Source organism: Xenorhabdus poinarii G6 (assembly GCF_000968175.1).
Lineage (GTDB): Bacteria > Pseudomonadota > Gammaproteobacteria > Enterobacterales > Enterobacteriaceae > Xenorhabdus > Xenorhabdus poinarii.
In genome coordinates, this window is record NZ_FO704551.1 from 1,116,115 (window position 1) to 1,137,544 (window position 21,430).

The following is a 21,430-nucleotide window of genomic DNA, read 5'->3' on the forward strand; positions in this document are numbered from 1 at the left end:
ATCAAAATGTGATCGAGTTGGCTAAAAGGTGATTTTTAGCCGCTCATATAGTAGATTATTGTGACAATAATCCTAATTTACTATTAGGTATCACATAAAATGCAGATATAAATTTGCATAGCATCCTATTTGGAGTTCTTTTTATGTCCCATATTTTACACTTTGCTCTCGCATTGATCGTGATTGGCGGTCTGGCGATTTTGGCGAGTAATAACCGCAAAGCGATTAAATCCCGTTATATAATCCAGTTACTGATTATCGAACTGTTTCTGGCCTGGTTCTTCCTGAACTCTAATGCCGGTTTGGGGATTGTGAAGGGGTTTGACAATGTATTCGTCCATTTATTGGCTTATGCAGCAGAAGGAACCAGCTTTGTTTTCGGTGGCATGATTGAAGCGAATTTAGCCTTTTTCTTCCTGAATGTATTATGTCCAATTATCTTCATCTCTGCTTTAATCGGTATTTTACAACACATCAAAGTGTTGCCCATTATCATCCGGGCAATAGGAACGGTGTTATCGAAAATTAACGGCATGGGTAAACTGGAATCTTTTAATGCAGTCAGTTCATTGATTCTGGGGCAATCAGAGAACTTCATTGCCTATAAAGATGTGTTAGGCAAAATGTCTGAGCGCCGGATGTATACGATGGCAGCAACGGCAATGTCTACCGTCTCTATGTCTATCGTCGGCGCTTACATGACGATGCTGGATGCAAAATATGTGGTTGCAGCGCTGGTTCTGAATATGTTCAGTACCTTTATCATTTTGTCACTCATCAATCCTTACTCCATTGAGAGTGAGGAAGAGATCCATATGAGCAACCTCCACGAGGGGCAAAGTTTTTTTGAAATGTTGGGCGAATATATTCTGGCTGGTTTCAAAGTTGCTTTGATTGTGTCTGCAATGCTGATCGGTTTTATTGCTTTGATAGCGGGTATCAACGCCATTTTTCATCTGGTATTTGGCGTTACTTTCCAGGAATGTCTGGGATACGTGTTCTATCCGCTGGCATGGATCATGGGTATTCCAAGTGATGAAGCACTGAAAGTGGGCAGTATTATGGCGACGAAATTAGTTTCCAACGAATTTGTGGCAATGCAGAGTTTGCAAGGCGTTGCGGCTGAATTGAGTGAGCGTTCGAAAGGTATGCTGTCTGTCTTTTTGGTCTCTTTCGCCAATTTCTCCTCCATCGGGATTATTGCTGGCGCTATTAAAGGCTTAAATGAAAAACAAGGTAATACTGTTGCGCGTTTTGGCTTGAAGCTGTTGTTTGGTTCAACGCTGGTCAGCTTTTTGTCCGCCGCCATTACAGGGCTGATTTTAGGCTTCTAATTTCGTACCCAATGAGAGTTAATCAGAATCATCGAAAGTGGCGTCTTGGTAGACGCCACTTTGTTATAGAGAGTCATGTTTGTTCATAGAGAATGATGTCTGACATGCTCCAGAGCACATAATGAGACCGAGACGATGAATAAGGAAAACCTGCTGGCGATAGCCAATACTGCCATGCCATTTGGTAAATATAAGGGAAGCGTGCTGATTGATTTGCCGGAAGAGTACTTACTTTGGTTTGCTCGTCAGGGGGCATTCCCTCAGGGAAAACTAGGAGAATTAATGGAAATGACCCTAGCGATAAAAATTGAAGGTCTGGATGCTCTGGTGAAACCGTTAAAAAAATCCGAATGAATCATCATCTATGTTTTTTATCATCTATGTTTTGCTACGCGTTATTGCCAAATCAGTGATATGAATCCCCTCATCATTTTCTGAATAGCATTAATATCTCAAGTATGCATGTGATATTAATTGATTGTATTGCAATACGTTAGATGAATGAAATGTTATTCATACGGAGGGTGACATGGGCTATTTTGCTGGAAAAGTTGCGATTGTGACGGGTGCAACAACAGGGGTGGGGGAAGGCATTGCAGAAGAATTATTTCATCGGGGAGCGACGGTTATTATTACGGGACGTCAATTTTCTCGTGCTCAACAGACAGCGAAGCGGATCGATCCCACCGGGCAATGTGTTATTCCAATGGAAACCGATATCAGGGATCATCTTTCCGTTAAGGCCTTGATTGATAACACAATGAAACAGTGTGGTGGTTTACATATGTTGGTCAATAATGCAGGTATTACCGGACCACATGGTATCAATATTTGTGATTATTCCATTGACGATTGGAATGATGTGATAAATACCGATCTCAGTGGAACATTTTTCGGTTTGAAATATGGCATTCCAGCGATAATTCAAAGTGGAGGCGGCGCCGTTGTCAACCTCTCTTCTTCCAACGGTATTGTGGGTATTCCTGGTATTGCGCCCTATACGACAGCCAAACATGGTGTACTTGGTCTGACGCGCTCAGTTGCATTGGAATTTGCAGATAAAGGGGTTCGTATCAATGCGGTTGGGCCGGGTTACGTTGATACCCCACATATGAAGACGCTCTCTACAGAAATCAGGGAATGGATGGCAAACAGCCACCCGATGAAGCGTATGGCGACCAGAGAAGAAGTAGCGAACACAGTGGCATTTTTATTATCAGATGAAAGCTCATTTACGACAGGCGTTTTTTACGCGATTGATGGGGGGTATACCGCGCAATAGCGTAAAATAAGAAAAATCCCTGAAAACAGCTGTCTTCAGGGATTTAGAATTTTGGTGGAGCTAAGCGGGATCGAACCGCTGACCTCTTGCATGCCATGCAAGCGCTCTCCCAGCTGAGCTATAGCCCCAAATCAAAATCCTGTGGAACGGGGCGAATCATATGAGACCGAAAGAATTCTGTCAATGGATTCATTAATATTCTCTGCATAAGCGCTGAAAAAACCATCATCAGACTGTTTTCAGGGCAAAAATAAAGGCACTGCAATACATTGAGTGCCTTATTATTTATATATTGTCTATTATTTATGCCGCAACATTGATGCCATATTGGTAGATAATCATTTATTGCGCTTCGCGCTGAGTAATATAAGCCAGAGCCTGATCAATACGAGATAATGAACGCGCCTGGTTAATGGCATGAATAGTAACATCAACACTCGGAGATTGCCCCGCACCTGTTACGGCAACACGCAGCGGCATTCCCACTTTCCCCATTCCCACCGCCAGTTCGTCAGCTGTAGCCTGAATAGCATGATGGATATTTTCAGGTGTCCATTCCGTTATTGCAGCCAGTTTTGCACGGGCAACTTCCAATGGCTGGCGAGCAACAGGGCGCAGATGTTTTTTCGCTGCATCGGCATCAAACTCAGCAAATTCTTCATAGAAGTAACGGCAAGATTCAGCCATCTCTTTCAGTGTCTTACAGCGCTCACCGAGTAATTTGATTAAATCAACGAGTTCTGGGCCAGTACGAGTATCTATACCTTGCTGTTCAATATGCCAGGCTAAATGAACGGCAACATTTTCTGCTGGCAGGGTATTGATGTAATGATGGTTCAGCCATTGCAGTTTTTCCGTGTTGAATGCGCTGGCGGATTTGCTGATGGCGGCAAGGCTAAATAATTCAGTCATTTCCCCAACGGTAAAAATTTCCTGATCGCCATGTGACCATCCCAGACGAACCAGATAGTTCAACAGCGCTTCTGGCAGATAACCATCATCGCGATATTGCATTACGCTGACAGCCCCGTGGCGTTTGGACAGTTTTTTACCATCGTCGCCGAGGATCATCGAAACATGGGCATATTCTGGCACAGGGGCGCCGAGCGCTTTCAGAATATTGATCTGACGTGGTGTATTGTTGATATGATCTTCACCACGAATAACATGGGTAATTTCCATATCCCAGTCATCAATGACAACACAGAAATTATAGGTTGGTGAACCGTCGGTACGGCGGATAATCAAATCATCCAGCTCTTGGTTGCTGAATTCAATCGGGCCACGAATACGGTCATTAAAAATGACGGAACCGTCTTGTGGATTGCGGAAACGCACAACATGTGGCTCAGCGTGGTTGTGCTGGCATTCACCATCACGGCATCGGCCATCGTAGCGAGGTTTCTCACCTTTTGCCATCTGAGTTTCACGCAATTGTTCCAGACGTTCTTTGGAGCAATAGCAACGGTAAGCCGTCCCTTGCTCCAGCATTTCATCAATGACTTGATTGTAACGGTCGAAACGTTTGGTCTGATAATAAGGGCCTTCATCCCAACTCAGATTTAACCAGTTCATACCGTCCATAATTGCGTCAATGGCTTCTTGAGTGGAACGCTCAAGGTCAGTGTCTTCAATACGGAGGACAAATTCACCGTTATTATGGCGACTGTATAACCAGGAATAAAGCGCAGTACGCGCACCACCAACATGAAGATAGCCAGTAGGACTGGGTGCAAAACGGGTTTTAATTTTACTCATCAGGAATTGCCTTAGTGACGTTTCTTTTTTAGAGAACGTTTTGGATGATCAAAGTAACAATAGTTGGCTTATTTTATCACTGCACTTCAATTCCTCAATGGCGTTAATGGTCGGTTATTGAGAAAAACTAAAATTAACTGACTAAATGATATCCTTGCGTGATTATAATTGTTTCATTCTGTTTAATTTTACAACGAACGATGGTTTTAATCATAAAAAGCGTTGACTCACCTCAAACTATCCCTATAATGCGACTCCATCACGACGGGGCGATTAGCTCAGTTGGTAGAGCATCTCCCTTACAAGGAGGGGGTCATCAGTTCGAATCTGGTATCGCCCACCATATTACTCGCCGTGATAAATGTAGTAACAATGCAGTAATAAAGTTTGGTTTTATGATTGGGCGATTAGCTCAGTTGGTAGAGCATCTCCCTTACAAGGAGGGGGTCATCAGTTCGAATCTGGTATCGCCCACCAATCATGGAACAGTGGTATTGAAGTCGTTATAGTCATCTTGAAGTGGGCGATTAGCTCAGTTGGTAGAGCATCTCCCTTACAAGGAGGGGGTCATCAGTTCGAATCTGGTATCGCCCACCACTTCATCAGGTTGTTTCGTCACAGTATCACATTGATATTTTGAATGGGTCGTTAGCTCAGTCGGTAGAGCAGTTGACTTTTAATCAATTGGTCGCAGGTTCGAATCCTGCACGACCCACCATTCAAATATCAAAATCAGCATTATCTAATTGGGGTCGTTAGCTCAGTCGGTAGAGCAGTTGACTTTTAATCAATTGGTCGCAGGTTCGAATCCTGCACGACCCACCATTTAGATATCGAAATAAGCATTACCTAATCGGGTCGTTAGCTCAGTCGGTAGAGCAGTTGACTTTTAATCAATTGGTCGCAGGTTCGAATCCTGCACGACCCACCATTTAGGTATGACGATATGAAGTGGGCGATTAGCTCAGTTGGTAGAGCATCTCCCTTACAAGGAGGGGGTCATCAGTTCGAATCTGGTATCGCCCACCACTTCATATAATCACTGCTTACATATCAATAATTTTTCCTTCCTTATTTAACATCATTCCCCTTTATTTCCTGATTAACCTTGTTTCTCCAGCCCTCTAGCCAGAATAAAATTTAAAACGAGATTTGCTGACGCAGCGAGCTAACAATCATTACTGTTTTTAGCGGTTATGTTTGAAGTTTTGGCAGAGGAGAAAGTCCGTAAGCTGCTCTGGCACGGTCACAACTTTCATTATAATCATCAGCTTCCCAGGCTTGAGGAAATTCTCTACAATGAAACACGAAAGTAGGCGCAACAAGCGCCACAGCTAATACAGGGATTATCTTGTAACTTAAATTGAGAAATTAACGTTTGGCTCATACCAGATGTCACTATCTGATGTTTAAGACATATACTTAGGTAAAATTACCTTATCCTCAAAAGCTCGCTTTCTAATGGAGAGCGGTCTATTTAAAAAGAGATTATGTTGCCAAATGTCATTTTTCTTCAAGATAAATTTATATTATTTGAATTTAATTTGAATTATTTAATCAATATCCCAATATCAATACATTGCTCTATAGAAAATAATTTCAATTGGTTATTATTTATTTGTCAAGGAAAAGATAGCAGGATAAATGTTTTCTAAATCGATGTTATTAACATCATCAGGATTATCTGTTCCAGTGTGGATAAAAACACACCAGTAAAATGCTGGTTAGTCTCTCTTCTCAAATAATATCATTACCTAATGTGAAGTTCAGGTAGTGCTCTAATAAAAACCACATTAATGCACTAAATCTATTTTCTTAGGTTCGTTCGGTTTTTTTTCCAATTTCAAAATGAAAAATGCTTTCAGATTTTGTCTTGGTAATATACCGAGCTTTTTTAATTTCAGAGAATCTGTTTTTATCATCGTTGCAAGGCCTTCATGTTGTATCTCTACGCGTTCGGTAAACACATGAGAATTTATTTTCGATTAAGGACATCAAAGGTTATCTCAGCCAGAAACTGGTGGACGGTTTGACCCAAACCGATGTTACTTTCATCACGACAAAGCGCCATAAGATGAGAACGCACATGCTGGTTTATCTCTATAACATCGTGTTACTAAAAGCGTTTCACCATCAAGACAATGAATAAGCAATTAAAAATAATCTTTCAAGTAACGCATTCTCGCCACCGAAGTATAAAAGGATTAAAAATGTTTCGTGCCGGGAATTTCGGTAGATTGGAAGAGCGTACGTTTTGTATTTTTAAGTGAAAAACGTGGTAGAATTTTTTACATCAAAAAAGTTTTTAAAAAAACATAAAGATATAATTAGTGTGTTCCCCATATGCATGGGGATAAACCGGCTATTCAGCAAATGAAAACTATTCAAAAAAAGTGTTCCCCATATGCATGGGGATAAACCGTGGACGGTTACCCGTCGGGCGGTGCCGGTGCGGTGTTCCCCATATGCATGGGGATAAACCGCCAGCACGGGTGATAGTTGCAGTGGTCACAACGTGTTCCCCATATGCATGGGGATAAACCGTTAGAAGATGCGATTAATGCAATAAAAGAGGAGTGTTCCCCATATGCATGGGGATAAACCGGACGCTCATGAGCTGAGTAGTCCGGCAGCTAAGTGTTCCCCATATGCATGGGGATAAACCGTACAAATGCATAGCGCGTTTTCGTGGGTCAACGTGTTCCCCATATGCATGGGGATAAACCGTTACCATAAAACCATATGAAGTATTGTCTATCCCTACTTTGTGGGGATAGACACCTCACATCTTGAAGTTGGGTTAGTATAGAGATAAAAATGAATATTAAAAAATAATAAACTATTGAGATCAAAAAAGGTTATCAAATGATAACTTTTTTTGATTAGTTTTTTATTTTTTTATGATTATGCTGGGGATCTGAGTTGAGATGATTATATGGTAGTCAATGTTAAAATTGTTTTTTATATTAAGTTTATTTTCAAAACTATTTCTGGAGTGAATTTTTTTTAATGTAATGTGATTAATTATAATATATTAATAATAATACGAGGTGATAAAATGGCAGCTATTACTAGCACGAAAATTTCACCACTGGCTAATAAATTAGAGGTGGGTCACAAAGTGACATTTTCAGTAAAATTAACATCGAATAAACCTATTGATAATAACAAGTATATAATAGTAGAAAATGGCTACATTCAAAATATAAAATTTGATAACTTAAAAGTCCCACTTGTCTATAAAAATGAAAGTGGGATGTTTACCGCAACTGCCGAATTTGGTTTTACGGTGCTTGCTAAAATAGGAGGAGTAGGGTCGAATGTGAATAATGATGATTCTATTTCATTTGCAATCAATACTGATGCGAAATCGGATGCGACTGTATTTCCAAACATGCCACATACGTACAATAGTAAAATTAAAGTTAATCCGGTAAGTAGCAATAAAATAGATATCACAATTAATAAAAATGCTGATTTAGTTATAGGTCAGAAAGTGAGTTTTTTTGTAGAATTAAACTCAGATAATCCTATTGTGCCAGCGGGTAATATAACCATAAAAAATATCAGTTCCAATATAAAGTTTGATCAAGATACGACTAAGCCTATTCCGCTTTATAGCCAAGTTGGTAATAAAGCATCTGCGCAGTTAAGTTTTACCGTACTTGATGGTGTGTTAGGTGGAACACCTGCACAAGATGGTGATGCTATTACATTTGTAATCCATACTGATGCGTCGACGTCTGAAGGTCATTTTGGTTCTGTTCTATTCAATGGTACAGCAAACGAAATTGATGTGGATTCACTGGCACTTTTTGTTGAGAATCCGTTTCTGCAAGTATTATCAGAAAGTGGTCAACAACATCCTACGGCAATATATACGTATTTAAAGAATAGAAATACACAGAAACCATTGGTGGGGACACCTATATTTATTACATCACAAAAGCGTAATCAAATAGAAGAATTTAAATTTAAGGATGGCGATAGGAACAATCCTATAATGCTTGAAGAAGAAGGTAATACTAAAGGATTGATTATCGCTTCTAAAGAAGATGGTTTAGTAAGGTTCTATCTCTATCCTCAAACAGCACGGATAAGTATTGTTAATTTATGGAGCTATATTATAAGTTATACAGCAGATATTAAACGTGAAGCTAAGCAAGTAATCTATGCAGTGAACTATATTAAGCCTACTTTTTTTAATTCTATAGGTATGCCTGATATTTCTGGCTATAGTACTGCTGGTATACGTGCAGATTCGATATTACCATATTTTATGGTATCCATTAGTGGCGATCCTAGAATATCAAAAGGTGATATGGTTTTATTTTTTGTTAATAAATTAAACTCTACGAAACCCCCTAAATTTACTGGCTATACGGAGTTGATTGGTGATCTTCAAACACAGTTAGATCGGTATAGTATGAAACTTCCTTATACGATTTTTGAACAGTTAGTACCGTCGGAATTTTCTTATGCTGTTGTTAAGCCGGATGAATTAGCTTTATACTCTGAAACATTGCCAGTAACTTATTTAGGGGGAGCACCATATGTACCTGAACAAGAAGCTAAGAGAAGCTATGAGCTTTGCATAGTTCACCCCAGTACTGGTGTTGATCCTGATGTTTTTATACCAGCTGATAATAACATTGTTTATGACAATATTAAGAAGTATCCTAATAATAAGTATGATGGATTATTTATTGAAATAGTACGTTTAAAATCTAACAATACTGATTCAAAATTAAATCCAGTTCCATTAAATATAAAAGATATTACTCTGAATATGTATATTAACTCAGATAATAAAAGTTTCACTAAATCTTATAATCAACAGATTGATTTGGCAGACATAAGTGGCCCTGGTAATAAAGACTCTATTTTCTTTCATATTCCATATGATGATATTGTTGGTGTTAAGTGGAGAGGGAATATTAGTTTTGATTATCAATTCTTTAAAGATGAGGTTATTCAATATAGTGTTGTTTGGAATGGATATATTGATACTGAATCACTTGGATCAAGTGGACGTGGCTTGTCGTAATAGAAAGAGAAAGCATGTGTGATTTAATTTCATAAGGTGGTAAAAATAGTATTTTTTTATAAATAATAACTAAAAAAATAAAGTCACTTACTCCTCATATCTCGAGGAGTAAGGGCGAATTTGGGTGTTAATTATATTTTTATTTTATATGTAATATCAAATGTTAAATTAACTTACTGTGGTAAGAAGATTTTTTCGATAGTATCGATAATTAAAAATATGAAGTTTATAAGAGGAATAAACATATGTCTAATATTATGACCTTTTCACTGCCAGAAACGGGAAATTTAATCATAGGGCAAGCTTTTTTATTTACAGTGACATTATCCTCTGATGAGGTTATAGATAGCAGTTCAACAATTTCATTTTTTAATAATAAAAACATTTCTATACCAATTGGAGATATTTCCGTAAATTTGGAAAGTGACAATAAAAAAGCCACGGCAACAGTAACACTTATCGTAAATAATTCGATAGCAGAAAATGAGGAGATTCATTTTAGTGTAAAAACATCATTGAGTGGTATTCAGCAAAAAAAATTGCAATATCTTGCAAAAGAAATTTATCCTGAATCATTGAGGTTGATCGTTGATAATGCTTTTTTATCAGTACCAATACCATATGATCATTCTCAAATAGGTACTGTATCAACTAAAGTACATACCGTTATCAAAGATAAAGATGGTAATCCATTATCAGGAATTCCGATCTTTATAAAGAGTAGAGAATTTAATCAGCTAAAAGAAGTATACATTTATACTAATGATGTAAGAAATAAAATAAATATTCAGAATCTTTCTCTTTATTCTGGTTTTTCTATAAATTCAGGTGATAAAGGCCAGGTGGAATTTTATATTTCTCCGATTAAATCATTGTCATTGGTTATCGACTTGTCTTCAATTATAAGGATTCCATCCGATTTTGCTGTTTCTCATAGTACTGTTTTCATTATTTTTGATGATAATAAATATAATCGACAAGGACCTGAAGTAGTTACTGCTATTGATGGTGATTTAACATCGAAAGGAGAAAGTAAATTTTGGCTAGATACAGCACCATGTACTGCTTATGATGTTGATGATTTTTTATTATTCAATGTTAATGGTGAATACAAGTATTACGTCAGAGGATTTGATGTAATTGAAGACAATCAATGCTTAATTAAATTACCTTATTTTATTCTTGAGAAAAATAAATTATCAAATCTTTCTTATATTGTAATGAAAGGAAGTGGAAATGTTATAGTTAAATCCTATCCTGTGGATGTTACTTACAGAGGAAGGACAAATAAACCATGGACAGATGTTGATAGAATATATGAACCCTGTAAGGTTTATACTAGCTTTAATGATGTTATAGAGCAGGATGGTGGTATAAACAATCAAAAAATATCTAACCATGCAAAAAACCCAGATGATGCTGGCTTGTTTGTTACAATAACAGGAACTAATGATAATAGTGATAATACTAAAGTAAAACTCGGATCAAAAGTTACTTTAAATTTATATATTAATTCTAGAAACAACACAGTCACACAACCTTTTAATGGTATAATGCCATATCATCCAGATAATAAAGATGGAAAAACAGCGGTATTGAAATTTAATATACCTTATAAATTATTAAATGGTCATTTTGCATTTCCTTTCCATGACGGGATGATATATTTTGATTATCAGGTTGGTGATGATAATGATAGGTGGGTAACGTATGGTGGTATTTGGTCTGGTCATATCGTTACAGATTAGAATCAATTCACTAGGCATGTATTTATTATTTAAATAACATTAAAAGTATGTTTGAAATGGTGATGTATGAATATAAAAAATAATATCGTTTTATCTAAGCCTGAATTCCCTCAAGGTGGTTCGAATAACGTCATTAATATCCTTGAGGTTAAAGCAATGAAAATTAAATATTTAGTAATGAAAGTGAATAAATATGATGGAGTTGAGCTATTAGATAGTATAGATGGTGAGCTTTATCTAAAGAATAATTCAAAGATTAAAATAAAAAGCATTACTTATTGTATAACGCCAGATGTTTTGGATAACGACTATGATTATTATTCTGTGATTTTTAATGTAAGTGATTTTCATACATATGGATTATACGAAGCAGTATATACAGTGACAAGTTCAAATAATAACAAACATACTTCACCAATTTCAGATGTTAATATTATAGAGGATGCTTCTATGAATACTTCAGATAATGAAATAACGTTTACTGATATTAAAAATCGCAAATTATATTTAAGTAGTATTTATCGTGAAAGAGGAATACGGGTTCGTGTAAACTTTAAAGGTTTTACGGCTGGGAATACTATCACTATTACATTAAAGATTTTAGATGAAGAAAATAGCCCAATAAATACTTTGAAATCTGATAAAATATTGCTCCAGGATCAGGTGAATCAAGGCTATGCTGATTATACAATAAGCACAGATGGGAGTGGGATGAATTTTGTAGAGGCTAAATCTATTTTGGCTAGTTTTTATAGTGCTGATGTTAATATAACATCCTCTTTATCTCAAATTTCTATTTATAACGATTTAGATAATGTTAATGTCAAAGTACAATTGACTCAAAATATTGGTACTAGTAGTGATTCTCCTGATATAAAACCGTTTTTAACAGCTGTAGTGTATGCAGGATTAAATAGCAATACAATTATTGCCCAAGTATCCAATGCTTACTTTAGTGATGGTTCTAATAGAACCTCATTGGGGAAAATAAATAACAATGGAGTGGGGTATCTGAATATTTATAGTAAAGATTTTGCTAAAAATAGTGTTCTAACTCTTAACTATCTAGATCCTGTTAATGCTTATAAAATTGATTTGAATTTTTCTGGCTGGTTATTATCCTCAAATGAAGAGATTAAATATACTTATAGCTCTTATGGTGTTGCAGATGGAACGTGCCAATGTTTCCTTTTTATTGAACCGCTAATAAATGGAATTGAGGCCATTAATGTGAAATTTGATGCACCAGATATAATGATTGATGATGTCGTTAAGAATTTTATATCAATAAATAATCCTGTTGCTAATAAATCTTTAAGTTATAAATTAACTTCAAATAAAGCATTTAGGTCTAATTTTTCTATTAATGCCAGTGGTAATGGTATTTCGATGGAACAAATTAATAATACTATCGTTTTTGTCGATCCGCTAACATTTGAGTAAAATAATATGGCTATTTCAATAAAATTGACTCCATCATATGAAGTATTTCAAGATAGATCGGCGGTTAATATTCATATATTAGCTTATAAATATTTGGAGTCATTACCTGGATTAGAGGTTGTTTTTGAATGTTCAGCCGGTAGCTTTGTTGTTAATGGTGAAGATACAGGTAAAAAAAGACTTTCTGGCAAGACTGACGGCACTGGAGAAACTTCTGTCTTGATTGTTGCTCCAATTACAGGTGGAAATGGTCAGATGACTGTTTCCCTTAGAGAGAATAATAAGCAGATTGGCATCTTACCTTACCATCTAATAACAGCAGACTATCAGCTTAACTTTAATGTTACTGGTGACTATGCAATGGCAGATGGTAAGCACAGTAATAAAGTTAATGCGATTTTGACAGGAATGGGAACCGGGCTTGATCTCAAAAACCGCCAGTTGGATTTAACTGTGACAGGCTCTGCTTCTTTTGAGCAAAATAAGGTAATCCAGACCACTTCTATCAATACTGATCCGTTAGGTAATGTGAGTTTTGAACTTTATGACGCAAATAATAGTGGTGAGACTGTCACCCTAGCAGGCCAATTGAGTGGTAATAAAATATCTCATAATACGGAACAAATTCATTTCCAGCCTAACCTGGATTGTGATGCCCATCCCCCTAGTGACGAAATCTATATTAGAACAATTTTTACTTATTCTATTAATAATAATCAATACCTTTTACGCCAGCGCCAATGCGATCATTTGGTCACTGTATATAAATTGCTTGCTGGCGGGAAACAGGGAGAGCAAACTTCGATCGGGCAAAAGTGGGTGAATTATTATGATTTAATGTTCCCATTTGTTATTGAGAATGAGCAATATGTTTTTGGTTTAGCCAAGGACTTTATTAATGCACCACAAAATACAGATAAATCATTTTGGATGATTGCAAAGTTGGATGAAAACGGACAGAAAGAAATAATAGATAGTGGATATTTTGATGTTAGTTATGATGTTGGGTTTGCATATAATATTGGAGGTAGGCAGTTTATCTTACTTCATGGCAAAGGGAATGGATGGCCTGTTATATGTTACGAAATTCTTACGAGAGGAAAAATGAATCGTAAACCGATATATCAACAAAACTGGGATAATTTTTACGGAGCTATATTCTTTTTTTCGATGGAAGGTAAGCAATATATATATCGTCACACAGAGGCTACTAAAAATATTTATACATTTGAGTTTAACAAAGATGGAACCATAGGGAATATTGCATATTCTGATACATGGGCATATTATTACTACCCTCAGTTCTCATATTTTATTAAAGGAAAGTATTATTACACTGGTCAGAGATTCTATGATAATTATTGGTTTATTTCTTACATATATAGTAAGGGTGTTCCTGAACATGTTAACGAACACACAGCTCCATGGGATACGAGTTATCAATATTTAATTCCATTTTCCATTGGTGAAAGTCAATATTTTTTGAGGCAAAACCAAAGTAAAGATCATTGGTATATTACAGAGACTCTTGCTGATACTAAAATGGGAGAGGATAGGGATTCTAGTACTAATCACTAAGTTTTATTAATATAATTTGAGAGCATAAAATCTATGGTCTCCTTAGTTCATATCATTAATACTCAGTCTTCGCAAAACCAGGATGGGTAACTGTCTAAATTAACGATACTGTCCCTGCTCAGGCAGGGAAATTACCATTATCGCGCGAACACGGTTTGTCGTGTTGTGATGGCTCAGGCTATCCGGGCCAATTTGTTCGCCAGCGCACAAGCCACCACGCAGGAATGTTTTCTTACCAGCTATGTCCTGATCCAGTCGGCCGACGATTTAGAAAGGCATCACTAGACTTCGATAGAAGAGAGAAGTGCTTTATATATTGATTTTACTAGGATTTGTTGGCTGCAGGAGACGTTGATAGCGGTTTGTTTGGCGCCCCCTGCAGGAATCGAACCTACAATTAGCCCTTAGGAGGGGCTCGTTATATCCATTTAACTAAGAGGGCAATGAAAAACGAGAGACAGTATATCTGTTTTTCTTGCCAGATATAAGAGACGACGAACTGTTTGCCTATATAATCACCGCTTTTTTGGATTACCCTTAATGATAAATTGGCAGTATATTTAACATACTTGGGAGTATTAACCAGTTTACAGTGTGATGGTTGATGTGGAAAAGTCATTATATGGAGAACTATATGAAGTATCGTCTGAGCGGGGTAGCTCTCACCGCAGTCTTACTTATAGGGTGTGCCAATTCATCGAACACGATGGAACAGAGACGCACCGATCCACTGGAAGGGTTTAACCGTGCGATGTTCAGCTTGAATTATGATGTTCTCGATCCTTATTTTTTGCGGCCGGTTGCTGTTGCCTGGCGTAATTATATACCGATGCCCGCGCGAAATGGCATTAGCAATTTTATGAGTAATCTGGGGGAACCCGCCAGCATGGTTAACAGTTTCTTGCGTGGTGATGTTCATGAAGGCGCAAAACATTTTAACCGTTTCTTTTTAAATACACTCTTAGGAATGGGTGGATTAATTGATGTTGCTTCTATGGCGAATCCTAAACTGGCAAAAGAAGACCCGATGCGTTTTGGCAGTACGTTAGGGTACTATAATGTCGGTTATGGCCCATATGTTGTTTTACCCGGTTACGGCAGTTTCACGCTGCGTGATGAGGGGGGAAATTTTGCCGATATGACTTATCCGGTGCTGAGTTATCTCACGGGGTGGATGTCGGTAGGTAAATGGGTGGTAGAAGGCATCGAAACCCGCGCGCGTTTACTGGATTCTGATGGTCTATTGAAGAATTCCTCCGATCCTTATTTGATGATGCGTGATGCTTACTTCCAACGTCACGATTTTATGGCTAATGGCGGTAAGCTGGAACCAGAAAAAAATCCGAATGCCGCAAGTATTCAAGATGAATTAGATTCTATAGATTAGTCAGGTATGCGAGAGCCAAAAAGGATAGCATTCGCTATCCTTTTTTAGCGCAATTTATGAGATGAGGTTAGAACGAATAGTTAAAGCTCACACCGTATAACCATGCGGTTCCCTTGGAATCGAACTCATAGGGTGCGGAGAATCCTTTTTGCTGAATCTCTTCTGGGAGAGCTTCACTCACATGCACTTTTTTACCACGCATATAGGAAACACCGACATCGACAGACGCATCTTTATTGAATGCGTAAGTGGTTCCTGCACTTAACCAGAAACGATCCTGATCAGGGATGGAGATAGAACGGTTTTTGGCAGGAACTGGGCTTTCATCGAAAGCAATACCGGTACGGAATGTCCAATTATCGTCATAGTAATAGGTTGTACCTAGCGAGATACGGTATGCATCACGGAAACCTTCGTGTTTATCAAATGCAGCTTTGCCTGTATCATTCCTGATTGCTTTTAATTCCTTGAACTGACTCCAGCCTGTGTACAAGAAGCTATAATGGATTGCCCATTGTGGTGCAACACGGTTATAACCGGAGAATTCCCACATATCAGGTAGATTCAGATCTAATTTGCCTTTGACGACGTTGCCGTTAGTACCCCCCTCGAAAAGTGTAGGTACATAGGGTAAATCATTGCTGTAATCACCACTCTTGAACTTAACGTTGACTTTTGAACGGTAAGTCAGGCTATAACGGTTATTTTCATCATATTGATACAGTAAGCCTGCATTCCAGCCATAGCCCCAATCTTTACCTTCTAATCTGGCCGCTTCAGCCGTTGCTGGAATTGATATTGGGTATTTTTTGCTCAGCATTTTAGTAATTATCGGGCCTATTTCACCGGCATGCCGAACAATCTTGGCATCGGCATACACCGCATTGACACCTAAGCCAAAGCTGAACTGATCGTTAAATTTGTAAGCACCGCTTAGATTCAGGTTCACCGTTTTCAGGTCAGTTTTACCGCCGAGCAAGCCAGCCGTATAGTTATTGCTGAAATTCGTGGCGAGACCAAAGTTGGACGTTGCGGAGGCGCCAACAAACCACTGATCATTGATTGGCGTAATAAAATGCAGGTTTGGGATCCAGGCATGTGGTGCAATATTTTTAGCGTAAGTGCTATTTTTGGTGAGAGGTGATTCCCCTGTGATATCAACATCGGGATTAACGTACACCACACCGCCAGAGAATGATGGTCGGTCAAATAAGGTCATGGCCGCGGGGTTACGACTTCCTACGGAAGCGTTGTCTGCAACGACCCCCGCCCCCGAAAATGCGCGACCTAATCCTGATGATGAATATTCATTCAATTGAAAACCGGCAGCACTAGCATTAGATGAAATCACTGCAACCGCCACTGCTAATGCTGAACGTGTAAATAGGTTTTTCTGGCTCATAACCAAAACCTCATTGTTTAATTATTATTAACATGCTACTCAAGTAGCTGAGAGCGCGGGATTGTAGAGTCGATTTGTTTTAATGACAAATCAGACCAGTGCACGAAGTATAGGCTCAATAATATAATATGTTGCAATAATGTTTTCTAAATATAACGAAAATGATTGCCAAATTGAGACTTGTGTAACAAAAAGTCGACAATATTTGTTATCCAAATGTGAACAAATTCTTATGGACGTGGTGAGATCAATAAATGGTGAAATAAATGGCCTCAGACAGCGTCAGCGCTGGTTATTGGCAAGTAAGAGGACGTAAAATGATGAGTCAGTTTTTATGGTTGGAGAAAAAAATGTCTGATGCGATTAACCGTTGTCGTGCCGAAGAAACGGCTGCCTGTTGTTGTGTTGACGTTGGCACAATCATTGATAATGAAGATTGTAGCGCTTCTTACCAGTGTGTTTTTGCCAGTGGACAGGATGCTGAATTAATGCTTAATGCTTTGATAAAAAAGGCAAAAGAAGTGGAGTCTGAACCATGTATTATACGCCATAGCATGAAAGCACTGGAGGGGAAAATACAGTTATCTGCCGATTTTACCTTTAGTTGTCAGGCTGAAGCACTCATTTTTCAGTTGAGCTTGCGTTAATTCTTCCTGAACAATCGTTTTCTCACTGTTTGAGACCACAAAATAGTGAGAAAACGCAGGTAAACCATGATAAATACCAACCCGTTATCTTCATTTTTGTCGCCTATTCTTCATCCATACAGTATAAATTATAACTAACTTAAAGTTGAGTTTGTTCTCATTTTTAGTTTATTCATGTTTGCTATTTCCCAACATTGCGTTAACAATGCTGATCAGGTCTGACCTCTTGTGAGGTGAGTCAATATTTTTAATCAATCAATTGATTTAGTTAATGATAATGATTAGGAGTTGCTATGGGTCGTTCTTCAACACAAGTCATCATGCCAAAGGAACGTGTCGCTATTGTCAGCGGATTGCGCATTCCTTTTGCGAAACAGGCAACTTTCTACCACGGTATTCCGGCTGTTGACTTGGGAAAAGCTGTCGTAAGTGAACTGGTTATTAGGAGCGGTTTGTCGCCAGAGAAGATCGACCAATTAGTGTTTGGGCAAGTGGTACAAATGCCAGAAGCGCCGAATATTGCCAGAGAAATTGTTTTAGGGGCTGGCTTAAGTGTCAATACGGATGCCTACAGTGTTTCTCGTGCCTGTGCGACCAGCTTTCAGGCCATTGCAAACGTGGCTGAAAGTATTATGGCGGGAACGATTAATGTGGGGATCGCGGGCGGAGCTGATTCCTCATCCGTTTTGCCTATCGGCGTGACCAAATCTTTAGCCCGCACGTTAGTTGATCTGAACAAAGCCAAAAATTTCTCCCAAAGATTAAAATTATTCAGCCGATTGAAATTGCGGGATTTACTGCCTGTCTCCCCGGCCGTTGCCGAGTATTCTACCGGATTGAGGATGGGGGATACCGCAGAACAGATGGCAAAAACCTATCATATCAGTCGTGAGGATCAGGATACGTTGGCACATCGCTCCCATGTCTTGGCGGCTAAAGCCTGGGAACGGGGTGTGTTCAAAGAAGAAGTGGTATCGGCCTATTTTCCGCCATACAGCAAAACGTTGGCAGAAGATAACAACATTAGAAAAAGTTCCACTCTGGCTTCTTATGCTAAGTTGCGTCCGGCCTTCGATCGTAAACATGGCTCAGTCACGGCGGCAAACAGTACCCCCCTGACGGATGGCGCGGCTGCCGTGATGCTAATGTGTGAATCGGTTGCGAAAGAACTGGGTATGATCCCTCTGGGGTATTTACGGAGTTACGCGTTTTCTGCAATTGATGTTTGGCAGGATATGTTACTGGGCCCCTCCTATGCAACGCCACTGGCTCTGGATCGTGCTGGTATCACACTGAATGAACTGACGCTTATCGACATGCATGAAGCGTTTGCCGCGCAAACATTGACGAATTTAAACATGTTTGCCAGTGAAAAGTTTGCCCGTGAAAAATTAGGGCGTACTCAGGCAATAGGTGAAGTGGATATGGATAAATTCAATGTATTAGGGGGATCAATTGCCTATGGACACCCATTCGCGGCAACTGGCGCCAGAATGGTGACTCAGACATTGAACGAGTTGCGTCGCCGCGGTGGTGGGTTGGGGTTAACGACAGCTTGTGCTGCGGGTGGTTTGGGGGCGGCAATGGTATTGGAGGTAGAATAATGGTTCAGACTGAAAAAGAAACGGTTATGCCAGCAATGCAACCAGAGCAATCGGCATTCAAGTTTTCTGTCCGGGAGGATAAGGTGGGGATCATCACCTTTGACGTGCCAGGCGAAAGAGTGAATACATTGAAAGCCGAATGTGTTGAACAGTTTTTGTTAATGTTCGAAAAAGCGCAACACGTTTCGGGTTTGAAAGGTTTGGTTATCCTGTCCGGTAAGCCTGATAGCTTCATTGCGGGTGCCGATATCAGCATGATCGCGGGCTGTCAGACTCAGGAAGACGCCACCGCATTGGCTGAAAAAGGCCAAAAACTCTTTGCGCAGATTGCTCATTATCCTTTACCGGTTGTCGCCGCCATTCATGGGGCATGTTTAGGTGGTGGGCTGGAATTGGCCTTGGCATGTCACGCGCGGATTTGCTCTTTGGATGAGAAAACACGTCTTGGTTTGCCGGAAGTTCAGCTTGGGTTGTTACCGGGTTCAGGCGGAACACAGAGATTGCCCCGTTTGATTGGTATCAGTGCGGCTTTGGATATGATATTGACCGGTCGTCAGCTTAAAGCGAAACAAGCACAGCGGCTAGGTGTTGTCGATGACACGGTTCCTGCCGATATCTTGCTGGATGTTGCCGTGCAATATGTGAAAAAAGGGGCGGTGAAACGTAAGCCATTAGCATGGTCACAGCGTTTGTTGGCAAGTCCACTGGGCAGACCGTTGTTATTCCCGATGGTTTATAAAAAAACGCGGGAAAAAACACGAGGTCATTATCCGGCAGCGGAGAAAATCATTAGTGTGATCCGGGCGGGATTGGAAAAAGGCGCAGAAAAAGGTTTTCAGCTTGAAGCCAAAGCATTTGGTGAGTTGGCCATGACACAGGAATCAGAAGCATTACGTAGTCTGTTTTTTGCGTCTACTGCGTTAAAAAATGAAACCGGTTCTTCAGCGCGACCCGCAGAGATTAAAAATGTGGGACTCCTGGGCGGCGGCTTGATGGGAGGGGGGATTGCCAATGTCACCATAACGCGGGGCAATCTGCCGGTTCGTATTAAAGATATTAATGAAAAAGGCATTAATCAGGCATTCAAATATACCTGGGATCGCCTTTCTAAGCGAGTGAAACAGCGTCGTTTGACATCAAGTGAGCGCACTCGTCAGATGTCTCTCCTGACAGGCACTCTCGATTACCGTGGTTTTCAGCAAGTGGATATTGTTGTCGAAGCGGTATTTGAAGATTTGGTTCTGAAACGCAAAATGGTTGCTGAAATTGAAGAAAATACGGGATCAGAAACGATTTTTGCCTCTAACACTTCTTCATTGCCCATTCACAAGATCGCGGAAATGGCGACTCGACCAGAAAAGGTGATCGGTCTTCACTATTTTAGCCCGGTAGATAAAATGCCGTTAGTGGAAGTGATCCCACACGAAGGAACGAGTGAAAAAACCATTGCAACCGCCGTGGCATTGGCTAAGAAACAGGGCAAAACCGCCATCGTTGTCGGGGATAAAGCCGGATTCTATGTCAACCGAATTTTGGCACCTTACATTAATGAAGCGAGCTATTGTTTAGTGGAAGGAGAGCCAATCGAACATATCGATAATGCTTTGGTGAATTTCGGTTTTCCTATTGGTCCCATCAATCTGCTGGATGAAGTCGGCATCGATGTGGGGACGAAAATCATCCCGATTCTGGTCGAGCAATTGGGGAATCGGTTTGCCGCACCAGCGATTTTGGATGCAATCTTGAAAGATGACCGGAAGGGTAAGAAAAATGGTCGTGGCTTCTATTCTTATAAAAGCAAACAGGCTTCATTCTGGCCCTTTGGGAAAAAATCGCAAAGAGAAGTCGATGCTTCGATCTACGCTTTATTAAAAATCAAACCGGCGGTAAAAATGTTGCCTGCTGACATTGCTCAACGTTGTGTGATGCTGATGTTGAATGAAGCTGTTCGCTGTCTGGATGAAGGCATTATTCGAAGCCCCCGTGATGGGGATATCGGTGCGGTATTTGGCATTGGATTCCCGCCGTTCCTGGGAGGGCCATTCCGTTATCTTGATAAACTGGGCAGTGAGAAAGTGGTCGAAATTTTACGACGTCTGGAGGCGCAATATGGGGAAAGGTTTTCTCCGTGTGAACGTTTAGTCCAGATGGCTGACCAGAAAAAGACATTTTACGCATAGTTTGATGTTTGATGAATTCG

General features: G+C 39.5%; 14 protein-coding genes, 9 tRNA genes, 1 pseudogene and 1 CRISPR repeat array. Of the genes and pseudogenes, 19 read left to right on the forward strand and 5 right to left on the reverse strand.

Annotation, left to right across the window (positions count from 1 at the left end; all coding sequences use genetic code 11):
• Nucleotides 1-143: 143 nt before the first annotated feature.
• From XPG1_RS05160 to XPG1_RS05170, 3 genes are all read left to right on the forward strand, one after another.
• Nucleotides 144-1,334 carry a NupC/NupG family nucleoside CNT transporter gene (locus XPG1_RS05160; RefSeq protein ID WP_045958128.1) on the forward strand — a complete coding sequence of 397 codons (1,191 nt, stop codon included), beginning with the start codon at nt 144-146 and terminating at the stop codon, nt 1,332-1,334.
• A 135-nt stretch (nt 1,335-1,469) separates the two neighbouring features.
• Nucleotides 1,470-1,688, forward strand: a complete 219-nt coding sequence (locus XPG1_RS05165; RefSeq protein ID WP_045958129.1) for a DUF3820 family protein — start codon at nt 1,470-1,472, stop codon at nt 1,686-1,688.
• A 175-nt stretch (nt 1,689-1,863) separates the two neighbouring features.
• Complete coding sequence (locus XPG1_RS05170) at nt 1,864-2,616, forward strand: SDR family NAD(P)-dependent oxidoreductase (protein WP_045958130.1); 753 nt, start codon at nt 1,864-1,866, stop codon at nt 2,614-2,616.
• A 52-nt stretch (nt 2,617-2,668) separates the two neighbouring features.
• Here XPG1_RS05170 and XPG1_RS05175 read toward each other — a convergent pair.
• Nucleotides 2,669-2,744, reverse strand: a tRNA-Ala gene (locus XPG1_RS05175).
• Nucleotides 2,745-2,958: 214 nt separating this feature from the next.
• Nucleotides 2,959-4,374, reverse strand: coding sequence for a glutamate--tRNA ligase (gene gltX, locus XPG1_RS05180; RefSeq protein WP_045958131.1), 1,416 nt, complete (start codon nt 4,372-4,374; stop codon nt 2,959-2,961).
• Nucleotides 4,375-4,641: 267 nt separating this feature from the next.
• Here gltX and XPG1_RS05185 point away from each other — a divergent pair.
• The 7 genes from XPG1_RS05185 (at nt 4,642) to XPG1_RS05215 (ending at nt 5,403) form a co-directional block, all read left to right on the forward strand.
• Nucleotides 4,642-4,717, forward strand: a tRNA-Val gene (locus tag XPG1_RS05185).
• Nucleotides 4,718-4,775: 58 nt separating this feature from the next.
• A tRNA-Val gene (locus tag XPG1_RS05190) sits at nt 4,776-4,851 on the forward strand.
• 44 nt (nt 4,852-4,895) lie between these two features.
• Nucleotides 4,896-4,971 (forward strand) — tRNA-Val (locus tag XPG1_RS05195).
• Nucleotides 4,972-5,016: 45 nt separating this feature from the next.
• Nucleotides 5,017-5,092 (forward strand) — tRNA-Lys (locus XPG1_RS05200).
• A gap of 31 nt (nt 5,093-5,123) precedes the next feature.
• A tRNA-Lys gene (locus XPG1_RS05205) sits at nt 5,124-5,199 on the forward strand.
• Nucleotides 5,200-5,229: 30 nt separating this feature from the next.
• A tRNA-Lys gene (locus XPG1_RS05210) sits at nt 5,230-5,305 on the forward strand.
• Nucleotides 5,306-5,327: 22 nt separating this feature from the next.
• Nucleotides 5,328-5,403, forward strand: a tRNA-Val gene (locus XPG1_RS05215).
• Between the two features lie 165 nt (nt 5,404-5,568).
• Here XPG1_RS05215 and XPG1_RS18885 read toward each other — a convergent pair.
• A pseudogene (locus tag XPG1_RS18885) lies at nt 5,569-5,761 on the reverse strand (hypothetical protein).
• A gap of 606 nt (nt 5,762-6,367) precedes the next feature.
• Here XPG1_RS18885 and XPG1_RS19145 point away from each other — a divergent pair.
• From XPG1_RS19145 to XPG1_RS05235, 5 genes are all read left to right on the forward strand, one after another.
• Nucleotides 6,368-6,523, forward strand: a complete 156-nt coding sequence (locus tag XPG1_RS19145; protein WP_436286826.1) for a transposase — start codon at nt 6,368-6,370, stop codon at nt 6,521-6,523.
• A 183-nt stretch (nt 6,524-6,706) separates the two neighbouring features.
• A CRISPR array of direct repeats spans nt 6,707-7,101; the repeat unit is 29 nt; unit sequence GTGTTCCCCATATGCATGGGGATAAACCG.
• Nucleotides 7,102-7,432: 331 nt separating this feature from the next.
• Nucleotides 7,433-9,421, forward strand: a complete 1,989-nt coding sequence (locus XPG1_RS05220) for a hypothetical protein (protein WP_045958132.1) — start codon at nt 7,433-7,435, stop codon at nt 9,419-9,421.
• 245 nt (nt 9,422-9,666) lie between these two features.
• Entirely contained in the window at nt 9,667-11,169 is a 1,503-nt protein-coding gene (locus XPG1_RS05225) for a hypothetical protein (RefSeq protein ID WP_045958133.1), read from the forward strand.
• A 66-nt stretch (nt 11,170-11,235) separates the two neighbouring features.
• A complete protein-coding gene (locus XPG1_RS05230) occupies nt 11,236-12,612 on the forward strand; it encodes a hypothetical protein (RefSeq protein ID WP_045958134.1) in 1,377 nt (458 codons plus the stop codon).
• A 6-nt stretch (nt 12,613-12,618) separates the two neighbouring features.
• Nucleotides 12,619-14,190 carry a hypothetical protein gene (locus tag XPG1_RS05235; RefSeq protein ID WP_045958135.1) on the forward strand — a complete coding sequence of 524 codons (1,572 nt, stop codon included), beginning with the start codon at nt 12,619-12,621 and terminating at the stop codon, nt 14,188-14,190.
• A 367-nt stretch (nt 14,191-14,557) separates the two neighbouring features.
• Here the strand turns inward: XPG1_RS05235 and XPG1_RS05240 are convergent.
• Nucleotides 14,558-14,632: transfer RNA gene (locus XPG1_RS05240), tRNA-Arg, on the reverse strand.
• 192 nt (nt 14,633-14,824) lie between these two features.
• Between XPG1_RS05240 and mlaA the strand changes: the two genes are divergently transcribed.
• Complete coding sequence (gene mlaA, locus XPG1_RS05245) at nt 14,825-15,577, forward strand: phospholipid-binding lipoprotein MlaA (RefSeq protein ID WP_045958136.1); 753 nt, start codon at nt 14,825-14,827, stop codon at nt 15,575-15,577.
• A 67-nt stretch (nt 15,578-15,644) separates the two neighbouring features.
• Here the strand turns inward: mlaA and fadL are convergent, their stop codons facing one another.
• Entirely contained in the window at nt 15,645-16,979 is a 1,335-nt protein-coding gene (gene fadL / locus XPG1_RS05250; RefSeq protein WP_045958137.1) for a long-chain fatty acid transporter FadL, read from the reverse strand.
• Between the two features lie 350 nt (nt 16,980-17,329).
• Here fadL and XPG1_RS05255 point away from each other — a divergent pair, with 350 nt between their 5' ends.
• The 3 genes from XPG1_RS05255 to fadJ all read left to right on the forward strand — a co-directional run bounded on the left by XPG1_RS05255 (nt 17,330) and on the right by fadJ (nt 21,410).
• Nucleotides 17,330-17,626 (forward strand): YfcZ/YiiS family protein, encoded by a 297-nt coding sequence (locus XPG1_RS05255; protein WP_084717346.1) that lies wholly within the window; start codon nt 17,330-17,332, stop codon nt 17,624-17,626.
• A gap of 293 nt (nt 17,627-17,919) precedes the next feature.
• Entirely contained in the window at nt 17,920-19,230 is a 1,311-nt protein-coding gene (gene fadI / locus XPG1_RS05260; RefSeq protein WP_045958138.1) for an acetyl-CoA C-acyltransferase FadI, read from the forward strand.
• Nucleotides 19,230-21,410 carry a fatty acid oxidation complex subunit alpha FadJ gene (fadJ, locus tag XPG1_RS05265; RefSeq protein ID WP_045958139.1) on the forward strand — a complete coding sequence of 727 codons (2,181 nt, stop codon included), beginning with the start codon at nt 19,230-19,232 and terminating at the stop codon, nt 21,408-21,410. The genes fadI and fadJ overlap by 1 nt, the downstream gene beginning before the upstream one ends.
• Nucleotides 21,411-21,430: the final 20 nt, after the last annotated feature.